Annotated in this window: 19 protein-coding genes and 1 pseudogene; 11 read left to right on the top strand and 9 right to left on the bottom strand. The window is 67.7% G+C overall.

Annotated elements, in window-relative coordinates; all coding sequences use genetic code 11:
- Window positions 1-233: 233 nt before the first annotated feature.
- The 9 genes from LZP97_RS07045 to LZP97_RS07005 all read left to right on the top strand — a co-directional run bounded on the left by LZP97_RS07045 (window position 234) and on the right by LZP97_RS07005 (window position 8,874).
- Window positions 234-1,208: a quinone oxidoreductase family protein gene (locus tag LZP97_RS07045; protein ID WP_048773548.1), complete on the top strand. Its 975-nt coding sequence runs from the start codon at window positions 234-236 to the stop codon at window positions 1,206-1,208.
- Between the two features lie 48 nt (window positions 1,209-1,256).
- Window positions 1,257-2,147 carry a TauD/TfdA dioxygenase family protein gene (locus tag LZP97_RS07040; RefSeq protein WP_048773549.1) on the top strand — a complete coding sequence of 297 codons (891 nt, stop codon included), beginning with the start codon at window positions 1,257-1,259 and terminating at the stop codon, window positions 2,145-2,147.
- Between the two features lie 53 nt (window positions 2,148-2,200).
- Window positions 2,201-3,253 carry a 3-keto-5-aminohexanoate cleavage protein gene (locus LZP97_RS07035; protein ID WP_048773550.1) on the top strand — a complete coding sequence of 351 codons (1,053 nt, stop codon included), beginning with the start codon at window positions 2,201-2,203 and terminating at the stop codon, window positions 3,251-3,253.
- Between the two features lie 153 nt (window positions 3,254-3,406).
- Window positions 3,407-4,765: an MFS transporter gene (locus LZP97_RS07030; protein ID WP_003935438.1), complete on the top strand. Its 1,359-nt coding sequence runs from the start codon at window positions 3,407-3,409 to the stop codon at window positions 4,763-4,765.
- A 42-nt stretch (window positions 4,766-4,807) separates the two neighbouring features.
- Complete coding sequence (locus LZP97_RS07025) at window positions 4,808-5,395, top strand: RBBP9/YdeN family alpha/beta hydrolase (protein WP_003935439.1); 588 nt, start codon at window positions 4,808-4,810, stop codon at window positions 5,393-5,395.
- Between the two features lie 71 nt (window positions 5,396-5,466).
- Window positions 5,467-6,225: a CoA transferase subunit A gene (locus tag LZP97_RS07020; protein WP_003935440.1), complete on the top strand. Its 759-nt coding sequence runs from the start codon at window positions 5,467-5,469 to the stop codon at window positions 6,223-6,225.
- Window position 6,226: 1 nt separating this feature from the next.
- Window positions 6,227-6,880 carry a CoA transferase subunit B gene (locus LZP97_RS07015; RefSeq protein WP_003935441.1) on the top strand — a complete coding sequence of 218 codons (654 nt, stop codon included), beginning with the start codon at window positions 6,227-6,229 and terminating at the stop codon, window positions 6,878-6,880.
- A 36-nt stretch (window positions 6,881-6,916) separates the two neighbouring features.
- Window positions 6,917-8,503 (top strand): long-chain-fatty-acid--CoA ligase, encoded by a 1,587-nt coding sequence (locus tag LZP97_RS07010; RefSeq protein ID WP_048773551.1) that lies wholly within the window; start codon window positions 6,917-6,919, stop codon window positions 8,501-8,503.
- Entirely contained in the window at window positions 8,500-8,874 is a 375-nt protein-coding gene (locus tag LZP97_RS07005; protein ID WP_040271302.1) for a carboxymuconolactone decarboxylase family protein, read from the top strand. The genes LZP97_RS07010 and LZP97_RS07005 overlap by 4 nt, the downstream gene beginning before the upstream one ends.
- A 60-nt stretch (window positions 8,875-8,934) precedes the next feature.
- Here LZP97_RS07005 and LZP97_RS07000 read toward each other — a convergent pair whose 3' ends face one another.
- The 9 genes and pseudogenes from LZP97_RS07000 to LZP97_RS06960 all read right to left on the bottom strand — a co-directional run bounded on the left by LZP97_RS07000 (window position 8,935) and on the right by LZP97_RS06960 (window position 19,257).
- Complete coding sequence (locus tag LZP97_RS07000; RefSeq protein WP_040271373.1) at window positions 8,935-10,713, bottom strand: glycoside hydrolase family 15 protein; 1,779 nt, start codon at window positions 10,711-10,713, stop codon at window positions 8,935-8,937.
- 85 nt (window positions 10,714-10,798) lie between these two features.
- Window positions 10,799-10,996: pseudogene (locus tag LZP97_RS06995) on the bottom strand (DUF4177 domain-containing protein).
- Window positions 10,997-11,074: 78 nt separating this feature from the next.
- Window positions 11,075-11,896 (bottom strand): class II glutamine amidotransferase, encoded by an 822-nt coding sequence (locus tag LZP97_RS06990; RefSeq protein ID WP_003935446.1) that lies wholly within the window; start codon window positions 11,894-11,896, stop codon window positions 11,075-11,077.
- A gap of 105 nt (window positions 11,897-12,001) precedes the next feature.
- The gene (locus tag LZP97_RS06985) at window positions 12,002-12,538 is read right to left on the bottom strand and encodes a hypothetical protein (protein WP_003935447.1); all 537 of its coding nucleotides are present in this window, start codon (window positions 12,536-12,538) and stop codon (window positions 12,002-12,004) included.
- Window positions 12,539-12,644: 106 nt separating this feature from the next.
- Entirely contained in the window at window positions 12,645-14,381 is a 1,737-nt protein-coding gene (locus LZP97_RS06980) for a SulP family inorganic anion transporter (protein WP_048773552.1), read from the bottom strand.
- 199 nt (window positions 14,382-14,580) lie between these two features.
- Complete coding sequence (locus tag LZP97_RS06975; RefSeq protein ID WP_082170406.1) at window positions 14,581-16,326, bottom strand: alpha/beta hydrolase; 1,746 nt, start codon at window positions 16,324-16,326, stop codon at window positions 14,581-14,583.
- A gap of 31 nt (window positions 16,327-16,357) precedes the next feature.
- Entirely contained in the window at window positions 16,358-16,690 is a 333-nt protein-coding gene (locus LZP97_RS06970; RefSeq protein ID WP_048773553.1) for a three-helix bundle dimerization domain-containing protein, read from the bottom strand.
- 166 nt (window positions 16,691-16,856) lie between these two features.
- Window positions 16,857-17,273 (bottom strand): SHOCT domain-containing protein, encoded by a 417-nt coding sequence (locus tag LZP97_RS06965; protein ID WP_003935451.1) that lies wholly within the window; start codon window positions 17,271-17,273, stop codon window positions 16,857-16,859.
- A gap of 409 nt (window positions 17,274-17,682) precedes the next feature.
- Window positions 17,683-19,257, bottom strand: a complete 1,575-nt coding sequence (locus LZP97_RS06960; RefSeq protein WP_234574994.1) for an MFS transporter — start codon at window positions 19,255-19,257, stop codon at window positions 17,683-17,685.
- Between the two features lie 102 nt (window positions 19,258-19,359).
- Between LZP97_RS06960 and ppk2 the strand changes: the two genes are divergently transcribed.
- Both ppk2 and LZP97_RS06950 read left to right on the top strand, forming a co-directional pair.
- A complete protein-coding gene (gene ppk2 / locus LZP97_RS06955; protein ID WP_010595162.1) occupies window positions 19,360-20,247 on the top strand; it encodes a polyphosphate kinase 2 in 888 nt (295 codons plus the stop codon).
- A gap of 43 nt (window positions 20,248-20,290) precedes the next feature.
- Window positions 20,291-23,089, top strand: coding sequence for a cation-translocating P-type ATPase (locus LZP97_RS06950; protein WP_048773555.1), 2,799 nt, complete (start codon window positions 20,291-20,293; stop codon window positions 23,087-23,089).
- Window positions 23,090-23,095: the final 6 nt, after the last annotated feature.

Genomic DNA, 23,095 nt, shown 5'->3' with positions numbered 1-23,095 from the left:
CCCGTGGGATAAGCGTACCGCCTCGAGATCCCCTACTGTTAGTTGCATCACAAGGTACGGCGAAGTGTGACGGAGCGGATCGAGAGTCCGGACCCCCGAGCGGCTCCGCTTCCACCGCCTCGGCCGCACCCCACGGCCGAGAACCGGGATCGCCGCCACCGGCTCACCGAATTCATACACATCCGCCCTCCGCCGGCCAATCGTGGCCTGCGAGTGCGCGTTCAGGAGGAAACATGGCAAAGGCTGTTCGCTTCTACGAGACCGGCGGTCCGGAAGTTCTGCAGTGGGAGGCCGTCGAGGTCGGCGAACCGGGCCCCGGCGAGGTCCGCATCCGGCACGAGGCGGTGGGCCTGAACTTCGCCGACACCTACTTCCGCACCGGCCTGTACCCGGCACCGCTGCCCGCCGGGATGGGCGTCGAGGCCGCCGGGGTGGTCGAGGAGGTGGGTCCAGGCGTGACGTCGGTCCGGGAAGGCGACCGGGTGACCTACACCGGCAGCCCACTCGGGGCCTACAGCACCGAACGGGTGATGCCCGCCGACCACCTGATCGCACTGCCCGACGCCATCGGCTTCGACACGGCCGCGGCGATGACGATGCGCGGCCTGACCACCGCCTACCTGCTGCGGCGCATCTGGCCGCTGGCGGCCGGGGACACGGTGCTGCTGCACGCCGCCGCCGGCGGCGTAGGCCTGATCTTCTCTCAGTGGGCGAAGCTGCTGGGCATCCGGGTGATCGGCACGGTCTCGAGCGAGCGCAAGGCGCAGGTCGCCCGAGCACACGGCTGCGACGAGGTCGTCATCTACACCGAGGAGGATGTGGCGCAGCGGGTGCGGGAACTGACCGACGGCAAGGGCGTTCCCGTGGTGTTCGACAGCATCGGCGCCACGACTTTCGAGACCTCGCTGAACTCGCTGGCCCGCCGCGGCCTGCTGGTGTGCTTCGGCACCGCCTCGGGGCCGATTCCGCCGATCGACGCCATGCAGCTGGCGATCAAGGGGTCGGTGTACGTCACCCGTCCGGCGCTGGCGGACTACATCGCCGACCCGGCCGAGCGGGCCGCCCTCGCCGCGGAGCTGTTCTCGCACGTCGCGACCGGAGAAATCGCGATCGAGATCAACCAGCGCTACGCACTCGAGGACGCGGTGCAGGCGCATCGCGATCTCGAGGCCGGCCGCAGCATCGGCTCGTCGGTCTTCGCCCTCTGACCCCGTCCGGGCCGTACCCGGAGTCCGCCCACTTCCGAAGGACCATCCATGACCACCACCACCCGACCGCCGAGTCCGGTCTCCACGGCCTTCCGGGTCGAACCACTGACCTGCACGATCGGCGCCGAACTGTTCGACGTGGACCTCGGCGAGGTCTCGCGCGACGACGCGCTGTTCGCCGAGCTGCGGGCCCTGCTGCTCGAGCACAAGGTGCTGTTCTTCCGCGACCAGGACATCACCCGTGCCGAGCACGTCGCCCTGGCCGAGCGGTTCGGCCCACTCGAGGATCACCCGGTGGTCGGCAGCGACCCCGACCATCCCGGGCTGGTGCGGATCTACAAGGACCTCGACAGCGCGCCCGAGCACTACGAGAACGCCTACCACTGCGACGCCACCTGGCGCGACAACCCCCCGCTGGGATGCGTGCTGCGCTGTGTCCAGACCCCGCCGGTGGGCGGGGACACCATCTGGGTGAACATGGCCGAGGCCTACCGGCGCCTGCCCGGCTCGGTCAAGGAGCAGATCGCCGGCCTGCGGGCCCGGCACAGCATCGAGGCGAGCTTCGGCGCCCAGCTGCCGCTCGAACAGCGCCATGCGCTGCACGCCCGCTACCCGGATGCGGAACATCCGGTGGTGCGTACCCACCCCGAGACCGGCGAGAAGATCCTGTTCGTCAACTCCTTCACCACCCACCTGGTCAACTACCACACCGCCGAGAACGTCCGCTTCGGCATCGACTACGCCCCGGGTGCCGGCAACCTGCTGCAGTTCCTGACGAGCCAGGCGTCGATTCCCGAGTACCAGGTGCGCTGGCGCTGGACGGAGAACAGCATCGCCATCTGGGACAACCGCTCCACGCAGCACTACGCGGTGCAGGACTACTGGCCCGCCGTTCGCAAGATGGAACGCGCCGGGATCGTCGGCGACCGGCCCTTCTGAGCTCTTCCCTTCCTTCCCTTACACCGTCCACATTCCGAAACGGAGACCCGACAATGCACTTCCACGACGACGCCCTCTTCCCCGAGAACCAGGAGAAGCTGGTCATCACCGCCGCGCCCTACGGCCCGGAATGGGAGCTCGACGACTTCCGCGAGGATCTTCCCCTGACCATGGACGAGCACGTCCAGCAGGCGGTGGACTGCTACGAGGCGGGCGCCACCGTGCTGCACATCCACGTCCGTGAACTCGACGGCAAGGGCAGCAAGAGGCTCTCGAAGTTCAACGAGCTGCTCGCCGGCCTGCGCGAAGCGGTGCCGGACATGATCCTGCAGGTCGGCGGATCCATCTCCTTTGCTCCCGAAGGTGAAGGCGCCGAGGCGAAGTGGCTCTCGGACGACACCCGGCACATGCTCGCCGAACTCGACCCGGCGCCGGACCAGGTGACCATCGCCATCAACACCAGCCAGATGAACATCATGGAGCTGATGACGGCCGACGACATCGCCGGCACCTCGATGGAGCGTCCGGAACTCGCGGCGACGTACCGGGAGATGACCGTGCCCGCCGGTCCGGAATGGGTTGCGGAGCATCTGAAGCGACTGCAGGCCAAGGGTATTCAGCCGCACTTCCAGCTCTCGTCCATCCCGCAGCTCGAGACGGTCGAACGCCTGATCCGGCGCGGGGTCTACACCGGACCGTTGAACCTGACGTGGGTCGGTATCGGCGGCGGCTTCGACGGCCCCAATCCGTACAACATCATGAATTTCGTCCAGCGGGTTCCGGACGGCGCCTGCCTGACCCTCGAGACGCTCATGCGGTCCGTGCTCCCGGTCAACGCGATGGCCATCGCAATGGGCCTGCACACCCGCTGCGGCAACGAGGACACCATCTGGGGCCGCAAGGGCGAGAAGATGACCTCGGTGGAGCAGATCCGGCAGCTGGTCCGCATCGCCGAGGAACTGGGCCGCGAGGTCGCCACCGGCAAGGAGGCCCGCGAGATCTACCGGATCGGCGAGACCTACCGCGACGCCGACGAAACCCTCGCCAAGCTCGGCTACGCCCCCAATCGCCGGCCCGGACAGGTCGGCTTCACCCACCACGGCTGAACCACGGACCCCCGGGGCACGCGACCCGCACCGTGTGCCCCGGGACCCGGCCGGTGACCGAGTCCGTCGAGCCCTCCCTGTCCTCGCCCCTCTCGCGGTGGGCGCTCCCCGATGCGCATCCCCGCCCGCCGCCCCAGCCTTGCAGGAGCACCCATGGGATCGTCCACCTCCTCCCTGGAGAACCACACCGCCACCAGCACCCCCGCCGGTCCGAGGACCCGATCGCGGAAGTACCCGTGGCTCGTGTTCGCTCTCACCTTCGGACTGCTGTTGTCGGACTACATGTCCCGGCAGGTTCTCAGTGCCGTCTTCCCGTTCCTCAAAGCCGAATGGGCCCTGACCGATTCACAGCTCGCATCGCTGACGAGCATCGTGGCGCTCATGGTCGGCCTGCTCACGCTTCCGCTGTCGCTGCTGGCCGATCGCTGGGGCCGGGTCAAGAGCCTGGTGCTCATGGCGGTGCTGTGGTCGGTCGCCACTCTCATGTGTGCGGTGGCCACCAACTTCGAGCAGATGCTCGGCGCGCGATTTCTCGTCGGCGTCGGCGAGGCCGCCTACGGCAGTGTCGGAATCGCGGTGGTGCTGAGCGTGTTCGCTCCCCGGGTCCACGCCTCCCTCAGTGGGGCGTTCATGGCCGGCGGCTCGTTCGGCTCGGTCCTCGGTGTCGCCCTCGGCGGCGTCATCGCCGTTCATCTGAGCTGGCGGTGGTCGTTCGCGGCGATGGCGGTCTTCGGGCTCATCCTGGTGGCACTGTTCCGCGCCCTGGTCACCGAGCGCAAGCTCGCCGCGCACGCCGCCGACGACCGGCCCGCTGCCGTCGACGAGCGAGCCGCCGGTGCCGCGACCACACCGCCGGACGGATTCCGCGCGCCGGTGTCGAGCCTGTTCACCAACCCCGCCGTGCTGTGCGCCTACGTCGGCGGCGGCCTCCAGATGTTCACCGCCGCGGTCCTGCTGTCGTGGACGCCGAGCTTCTTCAACCGCTACTACGGCCTCGCCCCGGACAAGGCCGGCGTCGCCGCCTCGATCGTCGTCCTGCTCGTCGGCAGCGGCATGGTGGTGTGCGGGATCGTCACCGACCGCGTCGGACGGCACGACATCACCCGCAAGTGGACCACCGCGATCGCCTTCTGCGCCATCTCCCTGGCGTGCCTGGCCCTCGCGTTCCGTCTCGACACGGGCACCGCGCAACTGGTGCTGCTCGGGATCGGTGCGTTCTTCTCCGCCGGATCCTCCGGACCCACCGCGGCCATGGTCGCCAACCTCACGCACTCGTCCGTCCGCGCGTCCGCCATGGGGACGCTGACCGTGGCCAACAATCTGCTCGGCCTCGCCCTCGGCCCGTTCGTGGTGGGCATCCTCGCCGACCGCCTCGGCCTGCGGGAAGCGCTGCAGCTGTCCCCGCTGGTCTACGTCCTCGCCATCGGCGCACTGGTAGCAGGCAAACGCCTCTACCCGCTGGGCCTGCGCAAGTTCACCACCCTCGGCACCGGCTCCGGCGCGGCTGCCTGAACGACTGTCGTCCCGTTCCCACCCCATCTCCCGGAGTCCCCCGTGAACCCCTCCCACTCCCCGACCGTGGTCATCGTCCCCGGCCTGCGCGACCACGTCGCCGATCACTGGCAGACCCTGCTCGCCGAACGTCTTTCCGACGTCCGGACCGTTCCTCCGCTCGAGCGCGACAAGCTCAGCCGCGCTGCCCGCGTCGCCGCACTCGACGAGGTCCTGCGTGAGATCGACGGACCCGTGGTGCTCGTCGCCCACAGCGCCGGCGTGATGATCACCGTGCACTGGGCGCAGAACCCGACGCGTCCGATCCAGGGCGCGCTGCTGGCCACGCCGGCAGACCTGGAACTACCCCTGCCCGAGGGCTACCCGACCACCGACGACCTCGACCGGGGCGGATGGAACCCCATCCCCCGCCGCAGGCTGCCGTTTCCGAGCATCGTCGCCGCCAGCCGCACCGATCCGCTCGGCGGCTACCGGCGCATCGCCGGCATGGCCGAAACGTGGGGCAGCCGCCTGGTGGACCTCGGCGACGTCGGGCACCTCAATCCCGCCGCCGGATACGGCTACTGGCCCGACGCCGAGAACCTGCTCCGGCAACTGCTCGACAGCACCGCCCTCCCGGTACACAGCTGAACCCCACCGGCACCGCGACTCCGTCCCCGTCCACACTCCGAGCGCCTCGCTCACGTCCGGAAAACCACGAAATGACCAAGATCTATGAAACGGCCGCCGAGGCGGTCGCCGACGTTCCCTCCGGAGCCTCCCTCGCCGTCGGCGGGTTCGGCCTGTCCGGCATCCCGGACCAGCTGATCGCCGCGATCGCCGCCGGGGACGCGACCGACCTCGAGGTGTTCTCCAACAACTGCGGCGTAGACGGCCGCGGACTGGGAATCCTCCTCGAACGACGACGGATCCGACGAGTGACGGCCTCCTACGTCGGCGAGAACAAGGAGTTCGCCCGGCAGTACCTCTCCGGTGAACTCGAAGTGGAACTGACGCCGCAAGGCACCCTGGCCGAGAAGCTGCGCGCCGGCGGCGCCGGCATCCCGGCCTTCTTCACCCCGGCCGGTGTCGGCACCCCCGTCTCCGACGGTGGCCTGCCGTGGCGCTACCACCCCGACGGCTCGGTGGCAGTCGCGTCCCCACCGAAGGAGATCCGCGAGTTCGGCCGCAAGCAGTACGTGCTCGAAGAGTCCATCACCGCCGACTATGCACTGGTACACGCCCTGCGCGGCGACACCGAGGGCAACCTGGTGTTCAACAAGGCCGCAATGAACTTCAACCCGCTCGCCGCGACGGCCGGACGCATCTGCATCGCCCAGGTCGAACAGCTCGTCGCACCGGGCGAGATCGACCCGGGCCAGGTACACCTGCCGGGCGTCTTCGTCGACCGCATCGTGCACACCGGCGCCCAGGACAAGCAGATCGAAAAGCGCACCGTCTCGACGGGAAAAGGAGCCTGACGTGACCGTAGTAGCAGAACCCAAGATCCTCGGATGGTCGCGGACCGAGATGGCCGCCCGTGCCGCGGCCGAACTCTCGCCCGGCCAATATGTCAACCTCGGTATCGGACTGCCGACACTGATCCCGAACCATCTGCCCGCCGGGGTGAAGGTCACCCTGCACAGTGAGAACGGAATCCTGGGCACCGGCCCCTACCCCACCGAGGAGCAGGTGGACGCGGATCTGATCAACGCGGGCAAGGAGACCGTCACGGTCGAGCCCGGCGCGTCGTTCTTCGATTCGGCGACGAGCTTTTCGATGATCCGCGGCGGTCACATCGACACCGCGGTGCTCGGCGGGATGCAGGTCTCGGCCACCGGTGACCTCGCGAACTGGATGGTGCCCGGCGCGATGGTCAAGGGCATGGGCGGGGCGATGGACCTCGTCCACGGCGCCGCCAAGGTCATCGTGCTCATGGAACACACCGACAAGCACGGCAATCCGAAGATCGTCGAGAAGTGCACGCTGCCCCTCACCGGCCGAGCCGTGGTGCAGCGCATCGTCACCGATCTCGCGGTCGTCGACGTCACCGACCACGGACTGGTCCTGGTCGAGACCGCGCCCGGCGTCACCGACGAGCAGGTCCGCGCCGCCACCGGCGCTCCCCTCGTCTGATCCCCTCGTCCCCCTTCCGACAGGACATCGATTCGTATGCTCAGTCTCTCCGTGTTACTGGAGGACTCCGCGCGCCGCTACCCCGACCGGACCGCGCTGGTCCTCGGCAGCGAACGACTCACCTACGCGCAACTCGACGCGCAGGCCAACCGGATCGCCAACCTGCTCGTCGCCGAGGGCGTCGCGCCGGGCGACAAGGTCGCGCTCTCGTGCCCGAACGTCCCCCAGTTTCCCGCCGTCTACTACGGCATCCTCAAGGCCGGCGCGGTGGTCGTGCCCCTGAACGTTCAGCTCAAGCCTCGCGAGATCGCCTATCACCTCGACGATTCCGGTGCCGCCCTCTACCTCTGCTTCGAAGGGACCGCGGAACTTCCCGTCGGCGAATACGGCAGGGCCGGTTTCGACCGGGCCGACCGTTGCCGCACCATGCTGCTGATCACCCGCGATCCGCAGGCCCCGTCCCCGCTCGACGGTATCGCCACCCTGGCCCACGCCACCGCCGAACAGCCGGACACGTTCGCCACCGCCGTGCGCGAACCCGTCGACACCGCCGTGATCCTCTACACCAGCGGCACCACCGGCCGGCCCAAGGGCGCCGAACTGACCCACGCCAACATGGTGCTCAACGCCCTGACCGCGAACCGCCTGTTCGACAGCACCCCGCAGCGTCCGGACACCTATCTGCTCACCCTGCCGCTGTTCCACTCCTTCGGCCAGACCGTGACGATGAACGCCGCACTGTCGGTCGGTGCCACCTGCGTGCTCATGCCCCGCTTCGACGCCCCCGCGGCGCTGCACCTGATGGACGAGCACGACATCACCGTGTTCGCCGGGGTGCCGACAATGTACTGGGCGCTGCTCGGTGCGCTCGACGCCGCGAAGGCGGCCGGCGTCGACGTCGAAAAGACCGCGCGGACCATGCGTCGGGCGATCTCCGGCGGCGCGGCGCTGCCGGTGGAGATCCTCACGCAGTTCAAGGACAGGTTCGATGTCCAGATCCTCGAAGGCTACGGCCTGTCCGAGACGTCACCGCTGGCAATGTTCAGCGACCCCGAACGCGCCCCGCGTCCCGGTTCGATCGGCGTACCGGTGTGGGGCATCGAGGCCGCCCTCGTCGACGAACACTGGAATCCCGTCCACGACGGCGTCGGAGAACTCGTCCTGCGCGGCCACAACATCATGACGGGCTACCTCGGACGACCCGAGGCGACCGCCGAGGTGATGCGCGACGGCTGGCTGCGCACCGGCGACCTGGCCCGGCGTGACGAGGACGGGTTCTACTACATCGTCGACCGCGCCAAGGACCTCATCGTCCGCGGCGGTTTCAACGTCTACCCCCGCGAGATCGAAGAGGTCCTCATGACCCACCCGGCCGTCTCCCTCGCCGCCGTCGTCGGCGTCCCCGACAATCGTCACGGCGAGGAGGTCAAAGCGTTCGTCATCCGCGAACCGGGCGCACAGATCACCGAACCCGAGCTGATCGCCTGGTGCAAGGAGCAGATGGCCGGCTACAAGTACCCGCGCCACATCGAGTTCGCCACCGTACTGCCCATGACCGCCACCGGAAAAATCCTCAAACGCGAACTGGTTCCAGCCGTCGCAGGTCAGGGCAGTGGCCGATGACAACCCACGACGCAGCTTCGTCCATCGTCGACCGCCTCAAGCGCGAAGGAAGTTGGAACCCGTTGTGGGACGGACTCGACGAACTCGATCCCGGATGGACCGAGCACTACCTGACTGCCACGCTGCAACCCTACGAAAGCGGTGTGCTCCCGCCGCAGGTCGTCCAGTTGCTGTGCATTGCGGTCGATGCCTCCTGCACCCACATGTACGGGCCCGGACTGCAGCGGCACATCCGGGCCGCACTCGATCTGGGCGTCACCGCACACGAAATTCTCGAAGTCCTAAAACTCGCCACGACCGTCGGCATCCACTCGCTCAACCTCGGCGTGCCGATCCTGCTCGAGGAACTGTCCGCGCGGGACTCGTCCTGACCTCCACCGGCCGTGCCGAGGCACGGCCGGCAGTCCTGACATCTCGTGCCGCGTACCCGGTCACCTCTCGTCGGCTGCGCCCTCTGCCGCGGCGATCGCGTAGGCCGCACCGATCAGGGTCAGGTGGCTGAACGCCTGCGGGAAGTTGCCGACCTGGCGACCACGTCCGACGTCGTACTCCTCCGCCAGCAGCCCGAGATCGTTGCTCAAGGCGGCGAGCCGCTCGAACAACGTCCGAGCCTGCTCGAGACGGCCGTTGCGGGCGAGCGCAGCGACCAGCCAGAACGAGCACGCCAGGAACTGGCCTTCGTCGCCGGGCAGACCGTCGTCCGTCCGGGAGGTCGAGTATCTCGAGACGAACCCGTCGCGCCCGAGTTCGCGGGTGACCGCGTCGATCGTGCCGGTCACCCGCTCGTCGGTGCCCGGCAGGAAGCCGACGAGCGGAATCGTCAGCACGCTGGCGTCGAGTTCCTCCGATCCGTAGTACTGGGTGAAGGTGTTGCGCTGCGGATCGTAGCCGCGCTCGCACACCTCGTCGTGGATCTCGTCCCGTAGCCGCCTCCACCGTTCGACCGGACCGTCCAGGTCGTAGCGTTCGACCAGGCGGACCGCCCGGTCGAACACCACCCATGCCATCACCTTCGACTGGGTGAAGTGCCGCCGCGGCCCGCGGGTCTCCCAGATTCCGTCGTCGGGTTCACCCCAGATCGACTCGACGTATTCGATCAGAGTGCGCCAGCGCGGCCACAGGTGCGGTTCGACCCGCCCCACGGCCTCGGTGCTGAGGAAGGCGACGCCGATCAGTTCGCCGTAGACGTCGAGCTGGAACTGTTCCGAGGCGGCATTGCCGACCCGTACCGGGGCGGACCCCTCGTATCCCGGCATGTCGGGCAGCTCGAACTCCGTCAAGCGCCGCTCACCGCCGATGCTGTACATGATCTGGATCTTCGCGGGGTCTCCCGTGCCGACCCGCTGGAGGAAACTGCGGAACGAGAACGCCTCCTCGGTGTATCCGCCGGCGAGAAGGGATTCCAGGGCCAGCACAGAGTCACGGATCCAGCAGAACCGGTAGTCCCAGTTGCGCACTCCCCCGATGTCCTCGGGCAGGGACGTCGTCGGCGCTGCGATCAGCGCGCCGGTCACCTCGTAGGTCATGGCCTTGAGCACGATGAGGGAGGTGAGTACCTCGTCCCGGTAAGGTCCGGCGTACTCGAGCCGGCTGCTCCACTCGTGCCACCACGCCTGCGTGCGGGCCAGCGCCGAGTCCGCGTCCTCGACCGACGGCGGGGGACCGAAGGAGTAGTGCCAGCACAGCGTGAAGCGCTCGCGTCGCCCCTCGGCGACGGTGAAGTCCGCCGTCGCATCACCATCCGATATCCCCAGCGGCACCGGAGTACTCAGCCGGAACGAGTCGGGTCCCGCGGTGGCGAGTACACCGTCGGCAGCGGGCTCGACCCAGGGCGTGATCGTGCCGTAGTCCGGTCGGAGCGACAGACGCATCCGCATCGACACCCGGCCCCGCAACCCCTCGACGATGCGCATGAGCCGCGGGGGTCCGTCGCCGCGGCGCGGCATGAAGTCGATCACGCGGACCGCACCGTCCGCGGTCTCGAAGTCGGTCTCCAGGATGAGCGTTCCGGGGCGGTACCGCCGCGTGACCCCCGTGATCTCGGCTGCCGGGCGCAGACTCCAGTGCCCGTGCCGATCGTCACCGACCAGCGCGGCGAAGCACGACGGCGAATCGAACCGGGGCAGGCACAACCAGTCGATGTTGCCGGCGCGGCCGACGAGCGCGGCACTCTGCAGATCTCCGATAAGACCGTAGTCTTCGATACGCATCGCATACTCCCGCTGGTCGGTCGTGTACCGCCGGTGATGCACACACGTGCGGTTCCGGTGACGCGCCGGGCGCCGCCGGCGTGTCTCAGTCTTCGCGCTCGAACGTCACGAGCATTCCCTCGACGCCGCCTGGACCGAGCCGGCCCTTGATGTCCGCCGACGTGATCGCCTTCTAGCGCCACCCCTGTCGGGCCTGTTCGTTGAGGAGCCGCTCGAGCTTGTCACCCGACATCTTGCCGCCGAGCATCTTCTCGCGAACTTCGACCACCTTGTACGTGTACACGCCGCCTCCTCCTGATTGCCGGATGTGTCCGCCGGGCCGGGTGCCCAGCACGACTCGCGACATTCCTTCCGGTGAATGTCAGACCGGTTCGAGCGGCCGGAACGGGAGGATCTCGTCCGCCCCGGGCCGGACGATTCCGACGGACGCCTCGGGCACCTCGTTCCAGGCACCCGGCAGGTCGCGCAGTGGTTCGGAGACCACGAAGCGGGTCTCGGGGCCGAGGCGATGCAGCACCTCCACCTCCGGATGCAGCGCCCGGACCTTGTCGACCGCCGTGGAAAAGAACAGCGAGCGGCTGCGGCCCACGCTCGAGTACCGGAAGACCCACAGGGATTCGCCGTCGGTGGTGGCCACGGTCATCTGCACCGGGTCGTCGACGCCCTTGGCGCGAGCGACATGTTCGACGGTCCCGACGGCCCTGGAGACCGCGGTGATCGGATCGTCCGACAAGCCGAAGGTCAGGGCGAGGAAGAACAGTACCTCCGAATCCGTCGACCCCTCGATGTCCGGATACAGTTCCGGATCGACCGCCAGCACCAGATCGCGTTTGATGCGCCGGAATTCGCTCAGCACCCCGTTGTGCATCCACAGCCAACGGCCGTGACGGAACGGATGACAGTTGCTGCGCTGAACCGGTGTGCCCGTCGAGGCGCGGATGTGCGCGAGGAGCAGCGGCGTGCGCACATGGGCGGCGAGTTCCCGGAGATTGCGGTCGTTCCACGCCGGATCGACCCCTTTGAACACGGCCGGCTCGTCCTCCTCGCCGTACCACCCGATCCCGAATCCGTCACCGTTGGTGGTGGTCGCCCCGAGCCGCGAGTGCAGGCTCTGGTCGATCAGGGAATGCTCGGGCTTGAACAGCAAGTCCTCCACGAGGATCGGATCGCCCGAGTAGGCCATCCATCTGCACACCACCTCATTGCATCACACCGGCGCCGTCCCCGGCTCGAGAATGCCGAGGTTGCCGCCGGAACCGAGCGGTCCGGTACCCCCTCGTGACAAGGGTCAGTGAGTGAGCACGATCTTCACGATCACGACGACGGTCGCGATCGCGGTCAAGAGCGCAGCAGCAACCACCGACGCACGGGTGGGACGTTCGCCCTTCAACCGGCCGATGACCCACACGATTCCTCCGATGCGGACCAGCACCGCGACTTCGGCCACGATCTGGGCGGTCCTCGGCTCGAGCCATCCCAGCAGCGCGGTCCCGAGGACTGCACACGGCAGCACAGCGGAACTGAGAATCGGCACGGAGTTGCGCAGCTCGCGGATCTTGTCCGCTCGAGTCACCGTGATTCCTTCTCGGACACTCTGACCCACGCCCTCGGCGAAGGCATGGGCAAGGAAGGTGGACAGGGCCGTGCCGAGGACGACGAGAATCCCGACGTGCTCACTCGAAGTGGCGATCGGCACCAGCGCCGCAAGGACGAGGACATTGCCGTAGACGTAGGCGCTGATCCGACTCGCCGCGTTCTCGCGGTCCAACGGTCGACGGCGCGAGAACAACGGGCCGTGAAGCAGCGCGTGCGTATCGGTTCCCATCGGATCCCATCTTTCTCCTCAACCGGATCGAGCCGTGGCTCGCAGGTCACATCGTGGGACCGTCGTACAGCGACGTGCCGTTCGGTCGAGCGGACCGCTCCGGGTGTCACGATTCCGCGCCGTCGTCGTCTCCCGGTCGGATCGGGTCGTGCAGCCGATCACGGGACTCGAAGGCGTCCACGGCAGCCTCGAGCGTGGGATGGAAGCGGGACGGATCGAAGCGGTCGCCCACCCCGAACCGCACCAGCCGATCCTTGATCGGGCCCTTCATCTCCGCGAATACCAGCCTGATGCCGCAACTTTCCAGGTAACGGTCGAGGTCGACGAGTTCGTCGACCGCGGTGGTGTCCAATCCGATGATGGGTTCGGCGGCGAGCACGACCCATTCGACCGGACGGGGAGAATCGGTCACCAGCGAGCGGACGTAGCGATCGAACATCTCGCCGTTGGCGAAGAACAGCGGGGCGTCGAATCGGACGATGACCAATCCCGGGATGCGCCGGCCCTCGGGATGACGGGCGAGGTCGTGGAAGCCCTCCCGATCGGGCACGGCCACCAATTCGGCCCGGTACGGCTGCCACACCCGCACCACCACCGCGAGGAACGACAGTCCGATCGCGACCAGGATGCCCTGCAGGACTCCCACCAGCGCGACGCCGACGAATGCCGCGGCCGCGAGCAACGCCTCCGTCCGGCTCATACGCCACATCTGCACCAGCCCGCGGACGTCGACCAGCGCCGTCGCCGCGACGATCACCACCGCTCCGAGGGTCGCCTGGGGCAGGTACGCGGTCACTCCCGGGGCCAGGAGGACGAACAGCAGCACCGCCACGGCGCCGACCACACCGGCAAGCTGGGTGCGAGCCCCGCTCTGCTCGGCCACAGGGGTGCGCGATCCACTGGCGGAGATGGGGAACCCCCCGAACATGCCACTGGCGACGTTGGCGACCCCGATCGCCTTCATCTCCGTGTTCCCGTCGACGTTCTCTCCCCGCCGGGCAGCGAAGGTGCGGGAGAGCACACCGGAGTCGGCGAATGCGATCAGCGCGATGCCCGCGGCCGGTCCCACCAGAGACGCGACGTCACCCCAGTCGACCCCGCCGAACGAGGGACGCGGCAGCCCCTCGGGCAGGGCGCCGACCATGTCGATGTCGTCGCTCAGATCCGCCACCACGGCCACGATCACGGCTCCCACGACCGCGACGAGCACCCCCGGGACCCTCGAATGCAGCACCTTGAGAACCACGATGACCAGCAACGATGCGACTCCGACCCAGGCAGTTGTCGGATCGACCTGCCCGTCCCCCACCGCGCGGGCGATCGCGCCGATCTCGCCGAGCAACCCGGACGCGTCCACCGAGAGACCCAGCAGCTTCGGCAACTGCCCGACGATGACGACGAGCGCGATGGCGTTGAGGTATCCCAGCCGCAACGGCTTGGACAGCAGCTCGGTGACGAAGCCGAGGTTCAGGAATCCGCCGGCGATCATGATGGCGCCCACGAGCACGGCGAGGACGCCGGCCAAAGCGAGGGCGCTCTCGGGGTCGTCGGTCACGGCCAGCGGCACCACCGCCGCCGCGATCAACGGCGCCAGCGACGAATCGGGGCCGAGGACGAGGATCTTGGACGGCCCCACGATCGCGTAGGCGAGCAGCGGAACGATCGTCGCGTAGAGCCCCGCGTACGCGGGCAGTCCCGCCGCCTCGGCGTATCCCATGCCGGCAGGGATCAACAGGGCAGTGAGAACGAGACCCGCGACGAGATCCGAGCGCAGCCAGTCCCGACGGTAGCCGCGTACCGTCTCGACTCCGGGCAGTCGAGCGAGAGCTCGCCTCCGAGACATTCCGCAAGTATGGCACCGCCCACGGGGCGCTCACCGCACTTCGGGCAGTCCGCATACCTTCGCACTCGGTGCCGCGCGAACGGATTTCGTGGCACGGCCTCGCCGGCATCCGACGGGACACGGCCGCTCGTGCCGCGCTGCGTCGATCGGGTCCCGAACGCCGTGCGCAGGAGGACGGCGATCTGCACCGACCGGTGCCCTACTCCCCCGCGTCGATGATCTCCCGGAGGGTGGCGAGTTGCTCGGTGGTGATCCCCGCCGGTTGCACGACCGTGTTCAAACCGTCGACATATTCGCCGGTGTACTTGTGGCCGTGGCCGCCGGGCACTCCGGTAGAGAACGGCAGATCTGCGGTGACCTGCCAGAACGTGACGAACGGAATCCAGACCATGTCCTCGAGCACGTCCCGGCCGGGCGCCTCCCCGATCCAGTCCGGTTCGCGGAGAATCAGATTCGGGCTCCACCACACGATGGGATCGGACGGATGCATCAGGTACAGCACCCGGCTGCCGTCCCACGGCCGGTCTGTGGGAGGAATGCCGCCCTGCGGATCGTTGGTGAACCGCACCGTGCGCCCGTCCTTGTAGATCGGTTCGACCTCCGGACTGCCGGGGTCACGCCGGTCGCTGAACTCCCGGAACAGCGTGTTGAAGTTGGGGGGACCGGCGAACACGGTTCCCGAGGTGCGGTTACGCAGATCGTACTCACCGCTGAAGGCGGTCTCGCCGCCGAACGAGCCGAGACTCTCTCCGGCGACGAACAGTCGGGGACGGGCGTCCTGGGGCAGCTTCGACCACACGTCGTACACCGCGTCGAACAGATCGCGACCGGCCTGCCGAGCCTTCGATTGGTCCACCAGATAGGAGATCCACGACGGCAGGTACGAATACTGGACCGCCACGGTCGCCGCGTCGCCCCCGGTGAGGTACTCGAACGAATCCACCAGCGCCGGGTCCACCCACCCGCTCCCCGTGGTCGTGACCACGAGCAGATTCGCCCGCTCGAAGCCTCCGGCACGCTCCAGATCCTGGACCGCCGCCGCTGCCCGAGCCTCGGAGTCGTCCGCCGACGCCAGACCGGCATACGTCCGAATCGGCTCCACAGCCGGGCGGCCGACGAACTGTGCGATCTCCTCGGTGGTGGGGCCCGAGCCGATGAAGGTGCGCCCCTGGTACCCCAACGAGTCCCACGGCACCACCGAACCCGGTCCACCCGATCGCAGACTCGTCTCGGGTTGCTGCACGCCCTCGGGAGTCGTGGTGTCGCGCAGAGAGAATGCGGAGTTGGCGACGTTGACGAGGCCACCGAGCAGCACACCCGAGACGACCGCGTAGACCAGCCAGGCGACCGCGATCCACCCGAGCACCCTCGCCGCGCGATGCCCGATCCATCTGTCGAGCAGAGTGGTCAGCCACCGGTACGCGCCCCGCACGCCACGTCCGATCGCGAGCAGGAGACCGAAGACGAGCACTGCCACGAACGGCGAGAGGACGACGAGCGCGACATTGTACTCGGTGACTCCCATCAACGTGCGGATCTGGTGCTGCCAGTATTGTCCGGCGGCGAAGGAGCCGACGAACAGCACCGTCGCCGCGGCGAGGAAGACGTACCAGGAGCCGCGCCGCGGGCGCCGGGGACCGCGATCGGCGAAGGCGCGCCACACGTACGCCGCGAATACTCCCAGCCCGTAGCCGATCGCGGCGGTGATGCCGCAGATCACGCCCTGGAGCAGGCCTCCTCGAGGCAGCAGCGACGGCGTGAACGACAGGCACGCGAAGAGCAGTGCGCCCCAGCACCCCGGAAGGGTGACGAACAGCAACCTCCGGCGGCGCCCGGTCTCGCGATCCGTGTCGTCCGCACTCGGCGCGTCCTGGGGCTCGGTGCCGGCAGCACGGACTCCGCTGTTCTGCTTCCCGGGCGTGCTCGCCGCCGGTTCGTCCTCCACCCTGGGTCCGTGCGCTGTCATCGCCGTCCGCCTACGCGAGTTCGATCCGAGACGACGCTGTGCCCTCATCGATCTCGCGGCGGGCTGCCTTCTCGATCAACAGGGACAGGAAGTCCCGGACCTTCGCATCGGCGAACCGCTTCTCGACGGTCCGCACCACGACCTCGATGTCGCCGCGCGACATCGACGGAAAGCGCACGGCGAGGCGAGTGACGATCAGCTCGCGCTGCACGGCTTCGTCCCCGCCCGGTGGGGGCACGTCCCGGGTGCGGACCCGCCTCAGGTCGCTGGTGGCCGGCTGCGGAGCCGACCGCGCCGACGCGGGACGGACATCGCTCCTCGGGTCGAGGGCACTGTAGACCATGTCGCACTCCTTCCGCGTGCACCGGCCGACTCCGCCGGATCCGTCCCCGAGAGTTGGAATCTACTTCTGCTGCAACGGACCCGATCACGAATTCGACTGCCGGCCACCTGCCCTCACCGACATGATGAAAGGACGATCGCACCGGACTTCCGGTCCCGCTCGCGACTCAGCCGACGGGGACGCCGTCACGACCAGCGGTACCCCGTCCCAGCGCCTGAGCTTTGAGGTGCTCGAACTCGGCGGCCGTGATCGCACCCGAGTCGAGTAGCGCCTTGGCGTCGGCGATCTGCTCGGCCGGGGACTTGCCGGCCGCGACGTTCCGGATGTACTCGTCGGTGGCCTGCTTGGCTTCCGCCTGTGCCTGCTGCGCCCGCAGCGCCATCCCCCGGCCTCGAACGATCAGGTAGACCAGTGCGCTGATGTACGGGAAGAGCACCAGCACGACCACCCACACCGCCTTGGCGAAGCCGGATACGGTGTGATCGCGGAACAGGTCGACGAGAATCTGGAACAGCACGATCAGATACGCCACGAAGGCGAATACGACGACCGTGTACCACACGTAATCCCAGAAGGAATCCATCAGGTCAGCCTCCTCGATCGGACCGGCAAGGTGATCAACTCGAATCCGGCCGGAATGAAATTCTCGGATCCTGCTACGGCGATCCCGGCGCGCTACGGTACCGCCCTCGTCCGCGACTCGACCGAGTTGAGCGGACCCCGACGGTTCAGCGAACCCCGACGGAGGAACCGTCCCCCGGGTTCCGGCAGATCCGACTCCGGAACCCCGCTCGATTACCGACGTCCACCACCATCACCGCGGCCTCGAGGACCGCGGGTGGTACATCGCCACCGAAATCGGTGGTAAGCCGATCGACCGTGACAGCGTCGGCACCAGCACCCGGCATGCTCATCTCGCATCCATGTAGCCCCTTTTGCGGGACGACCGTACATATCGTACGCCGCCCATATACGCAAAGCCCCCGAAACCGTCAACGTGGTGCCGGAGTTCGATCAGGTGTCCCGGGGAGACGCAGTGCCGCCACCAACCCGATCAGACCGAGGACGGCCAGCACTGTCATGGCCAGCGCGTACGCGCGGTCGGGCGATGTCAACCCGGCGACCAGGACGGTACCCGCCACAGCCGTACCCAGCGACGATCCGAGATTGGACACGCACCGCGACAACCCCGAGATCTCGCCTTGACGCTCCTCCGCGAATGCGGACTGCACCACGTTGACCGACGGCGTCAGCATCGTCCCGAGGCCGATGCCGATGAGCAGCAGCCCGGGCGTGAACGCCCATGCACTCGTCCAAGCCCGCACCAGCAGGAGAAGGACACCGACACCCGCGAGAGTGGTGACGAACCCGGCTGTGATCAGCGTGCGCTGCGGGTACTTCGCTGTCAGCCGCTCCGCCACGAGCGAGGCACCGAGGATGCCGGCGGTGGCCGCGGTGAAGATCACGCCGGTCTCGATTGCGTTGTAGCCCCGGACGACCTGCAGGAACGCGGAAACGACGAACGCGATCCCCATCAGCAGCAGCCACTGGATGTTCTGCGTCACCAGCGCGAGGTTCGAGGTGCGGTTGCGGAACAGTGACAGCGACAGCAGTGGCTCCTTGCCGGCCCGTTCACGAGCCCGCACGTACAGCAGGAACCACACGATGAACAGCGCTCCTACCACGACCAGGATTGCCATCAGAACGACATCTGTGTCTGCCTGCAGGATCCCCATCACGAGGCAGACCAGGCCGGCAGCGGAAAGGAGGGCGCCGACGGCGTCGAACGGTCGCGCCGGGTCGGGAGGCACCGGGTCCACGATCCCCCGGCTGAGCACGAGGATCGCACCGATGATCAGCGCCTGGAACACGAAGGCCGCGCGCCAGTCGATGCCGGTGGTGATGACACCACCGATCAGCGGACCTGCTGCCGCTCCGATGCCGCCCATCCCGGTGATGACACCGAATGCCCGCGCTCGAGAGGTCAGATCACTGAAGAGCATCGTGGTGAGGATGTACACCGGCGGAATCAGCAGCGCGGTGCCCACCCCTTCGAGGATCGAGTTGCCGATGATCAGTACCCCGAGGTTGGGCGAGACCGCGCTGATCAATGCTCCGATGCCGTACAGAACGAGACCGAGCACAAAGCACCGCTTACGCCCCCACCGGTCGGTCAGCTTGCCTCCGGGGATCATGAACGCGGCCATCACCAGCAGGAACACGGTGATCGCGGTCTGCACACCCTGCACGGTCGTCCCGAGATCCGCACTGATGTCGTTGATCATCACGTTCATGTTCGACCCGGCGAAGCTGCAGATGAACTGTGCCAGAGCGAGCGGCACGAGCATCCGCCGCAGGGTCGAGGACGGGCGCGGAGAGTCGAGACTGTCCGGCATGGCGAGCCCTTCCGCTCGACAAAGAGATGCACTGACTCGTGCACAACGTGGCCAGTGACATTCTGGGGCATTCGAAGAACCCAAGGTGGCAATTTCGAGCGTCCACCGCCGCCGTTGCGTCGCCCCGATCGAGCCGGCGAAATGGTCGAAATCCGGCGGATCTCTCGGCACTGATGGAAAATCGCTTCCATGCACCTTCCGGCGATCGCTCCGGAAGTGCCGGCCGTTCGATGAGGCCCCTCGCCTCCAGTCCACACATCGGGAGATTCGGTCATGGGTTCCAAATCGGCCCGGAAGAAGGCACCGAAGGGCGGCCACGGCCGGAAGCGCGTTGACGAAGCCGGGGAGCTCCGTTCGCCCGCTGCGGAACCGGGAACGCCGGCGAAGAAGCCGATGAAGAACAAGGAGTATCTACGACGTCTCAAACCGCTCCAGGGTGAACTCGTCGCCATGCAGGAATGGGTCAGATCCTCCGGCGCGAAAGTCTGCATTCTGTTCGAGGGCCGCGACACCGCCGGAAAGGGCGGCGTCATCAAGGCGATCACCGAACGCGTCAGCCCGCGTGTGTTCCGCGTGGTCGCCCTGCCCGCGCCGACCGAGCGCGAGAAGAGCCAGATGTACGTGCAGCGGTACCTTCCGCATCTGCCGGCCGGTGGTGAGGTGGTGATCTTCGACCGCAGTTGGTACAACCGCGCGGGAGTCGAACGGGTGATGGGGTTCTGTACCGACGAGGAAGCGCGGCACTTCCTCGAGATGACGCCCGCGGTCGAACGGGCGATCGTCGACTCGGGCATCGTTCTGCTCAAGTACTGGCTCGAGGTGAGTCAGGAACAGCAGACGGTGCGGCTGCAACGCCGGATCGACGATCCGCGCAGGATCTGGAAACTCTCGGACCTCGATCTACAGTCGTACAGCCGGTGGTACGACTATTCGCGGGCACGCGACGAGATGTTCCGCTACACCGACACCGGCTGGGCACCCTGGTATGTCGCCGACAACGACGACAAGAAGCGCGGCCGGCTCAATGTCGTCAGCCACCTGCTGAGCCAGATTCCCTACGAACCGCTCGAACACCGCGACATCACCCTGCCGGAGCGTCGGGGTCCGCACGGATACCGGACGCCCAGGCAGCAACTGCACTGGATCCCCACGCCCTTCTGAGGAGTCGTCTCCGACGAGTCGTCTCCGGCGAGGAGAAGCGATCATGGCTCTCACCGAACACCCCCCGGATCAGGGGCATCCCACCGACACCGACGACGTGCAGGCCGAGCGGAACACCTGGCACGTCCAGGAGCCGGATACCGTTGTCGCGGTGCTGAACTCGGATCGGCACTCGGGGTTGACCGCGGGAGAAGCCGGTGCCCGCCGCCGCCGGTACGGCCTCAACGAGATCGCCTCCGAGCCCGGACCGTCGATGTGGGCGATCGCGCTTCGGCAGCTCGAAGATCCGATGAACCTGATGCTGGTCGCGGTCGCCGTCGTCAGCATCGTCATCGGTGAGGTACCGACGGCGATCGTGGTCGTGGTGCTCGTCGGACTCAACATCGTGCTGGGCACGCAACAGGAACTGAAGGCTCGTGCCAGCGTCGATGCGCTCGCAAGAATGCAGACGCCGCAGACGCGCGTGATCCGTGACGGCATCCTGGTTCAGCTCGCCGCCACCGATCTCGTCCCGGGCGACATCGTGCAAGTGGAGGCGGGCGACATCGTGCCCGCCGACGGCCGGCTGCTCACGACGGCCACCCTCGAGACGCAGGAGGCGGCGCTGACGGGTGAAAGCACCCCCGTCCCGAAGGACCCACACACGCTCGACACCGCCGATGTCGCCCTCGGCGACCGCAGCAACATGGTCTTCCAGAACACGTCGGTCACCCGGGGCACCGCCACGATGATCGTCACGGAAACCGGCATGCACACGGAGATGGGCCGGATCGCGTCGATGCTGTCCGCCGTCGCACCGAGCAAGTCGCCCCTTCAGCGCGAGCTGGACTCGCTGACCAAGATTCTCGGGATCATTGCGTGGGCTGCGGTCGCGATCATCGTGATCATCGGGTTGGTCCGGGGGCAGGAACTGGCGACGCTGTTGCTGCTGGGCATCTCCATGGGGGTGTCCGCCATCCCCACCGGTCTGCCCACATTCGTTCAGGCCATGCTCGCTTTCGGAGCCCGTCAGCTGGCGGACGCCAAGGCCGTCGTGAAGAACCTCACCGACGTCGAGACACTCGGTGCCACCAGCGCGATCAACTCGGACAAGACCGGCACCTTGACCATGAACCAGATGACCGTCCGGTCCCTGTACTTCCACGGCCGCTGGTACACCGTGGACGGCGAGGGCTACGACAAGACGGGGAGGATTGCCCAGGCTGCGGGCCTGGAGATTCCGGACTTCACCCTGCTCGCGTACGGCCTGTGCCTGGACAGCGACGCCACCGTCTCCGACACCGGCGACATCGTCGGCGATCCCACCGAGGCCGCGCTCGTGGTGCTCGCCGCGAAGATCGGGATCGACGCTCCGCTGACCCGGCGGACGTATCCGCGGGTCGCGGAGGTGCCGTTCGACTCCGCTTACAAGTTCATGGCGACGTTCCACCACCTACCGGTCGACGGCACCACCCGATTCGTGGAACTCGTCAAGGGTGGACCCGATGTCGTCCTCGCCCGCTGCACCAGCGCCTACCAGCCGGGCCGTCGGGAGGTACCGATCGAGGAGGTCCGCGACGACCTGGCCGCGGCCAACCGAACTCTCTCGGAGCAGGGGTTGCGCGTGCTGGCGTTCGCGGTCCGCCTGCTCGACGGTCGGGAAGAGGCGGTGCAGGCCGACCCGATGTCGTTCGTCGGTGAGCTCATCTTCGTCGGGATGGTCGGCATCATCGATCCGCTTCGCCCGGAGGCCGTCGACTCGGTCCGCACCGCGCGAGCGGCCGGCATCGAGGTCCGCATGATCACCGGCGACCACGCGATCACAGCGTCGGCGATCGGTGCCGAACTCGGTCTCGGGCCGGGCGCGATCGGCGGGGCCGAACTGCACGCCATGTCGGACGAGGAACTGACGGCAGCGTTGCCGAACCTGCACGTCTTCGGCCGCGTCACTCCGCAGGACAAGCTGCGGCTGGCCGACCTCATGCAGCGGAGCGGCGCGGTGGTGGCCATGACCGGCGATGCCGTCAACGACGCCGCGGCCCTGAAGAAGGCCGACATCGGGGTGGCCATGGGCTCGGGCAGCGAGGTCACCAAGCAGGCCGGCAAGATGGTGCTCACGGACGACAACTTCGGGACGTTGATCACCGCGATCAGGTTGGGCCGCAGCATCTACGACAAGATCGTGTCCTACATCCGCTACCAGATGTCCAAGCTGTTCTCACTCGTCCTGCTGTTCCTCGTCGCGAGCATCTTCGACATCAACGACGGCGTCGCGCTCACGCCGCTGATGGTGCTGTTCCAGCACTTCTTCATCACCCTCTTTCCGGTTGCGGTCATCATGCTCGACCCGCCACCGCCGAACCTGATGACCAAAACGCCCCGCGACCCCGGGGTGCCGATCGCGAACCGCACGGCGCTACTGCAGTGGCTGGCATATGGCATCCTGCAGTTCGCCGTCACCCTCGCTGCGATGCTCCTCGCTCCCGGCGAGATGAGCCCCACCGCGGCCAACGTCCCGATGACGACCGCATTCGTGGTCTTGTCGTTCGGTTCCATCCTGAGCGGACTCGCCCTGCGCCGGGACCCGGACTCGGGGATGACCGCTCCGGTCCTGAGGGCGCTCGGAATCCTGTCCATCCCCGTCGTCGTCACGGTGTTCGCCGTCGAGGCCGGCTTCCTCCAGGATCTGCTGATGACCACCTCACTGACCGGCGGCCAGTGGCTCGCCTGCGTGGGTTGGTCGCTCCTCGTTCCGGTCGTCATCGAAGGCGAGAAGGTACTGCGGCGACGCCGACGTTCGGCGCCGACGGCCCCCATCCCCGTCGCGGCCGCAGTGGCACCGCAGCGTGTCCATAACCGCTGACAGCGA

Source organism: Rhodococcus sp. DMF-1 (genome assembly GCF_021441945.1).
Classification (GTDB): domain Bacteria; phylum Actinomycetota; class Actinomycetes; order Mycobacteriales; family Mycobacteriaceae; genus Rhodococcus; species Rhodococcus ruber.
The sequence above is the reverse complement of the archived record's forward strand: the minus strand, read 5'-3'. Positions and strand labels throughout refer to the sequence as shown.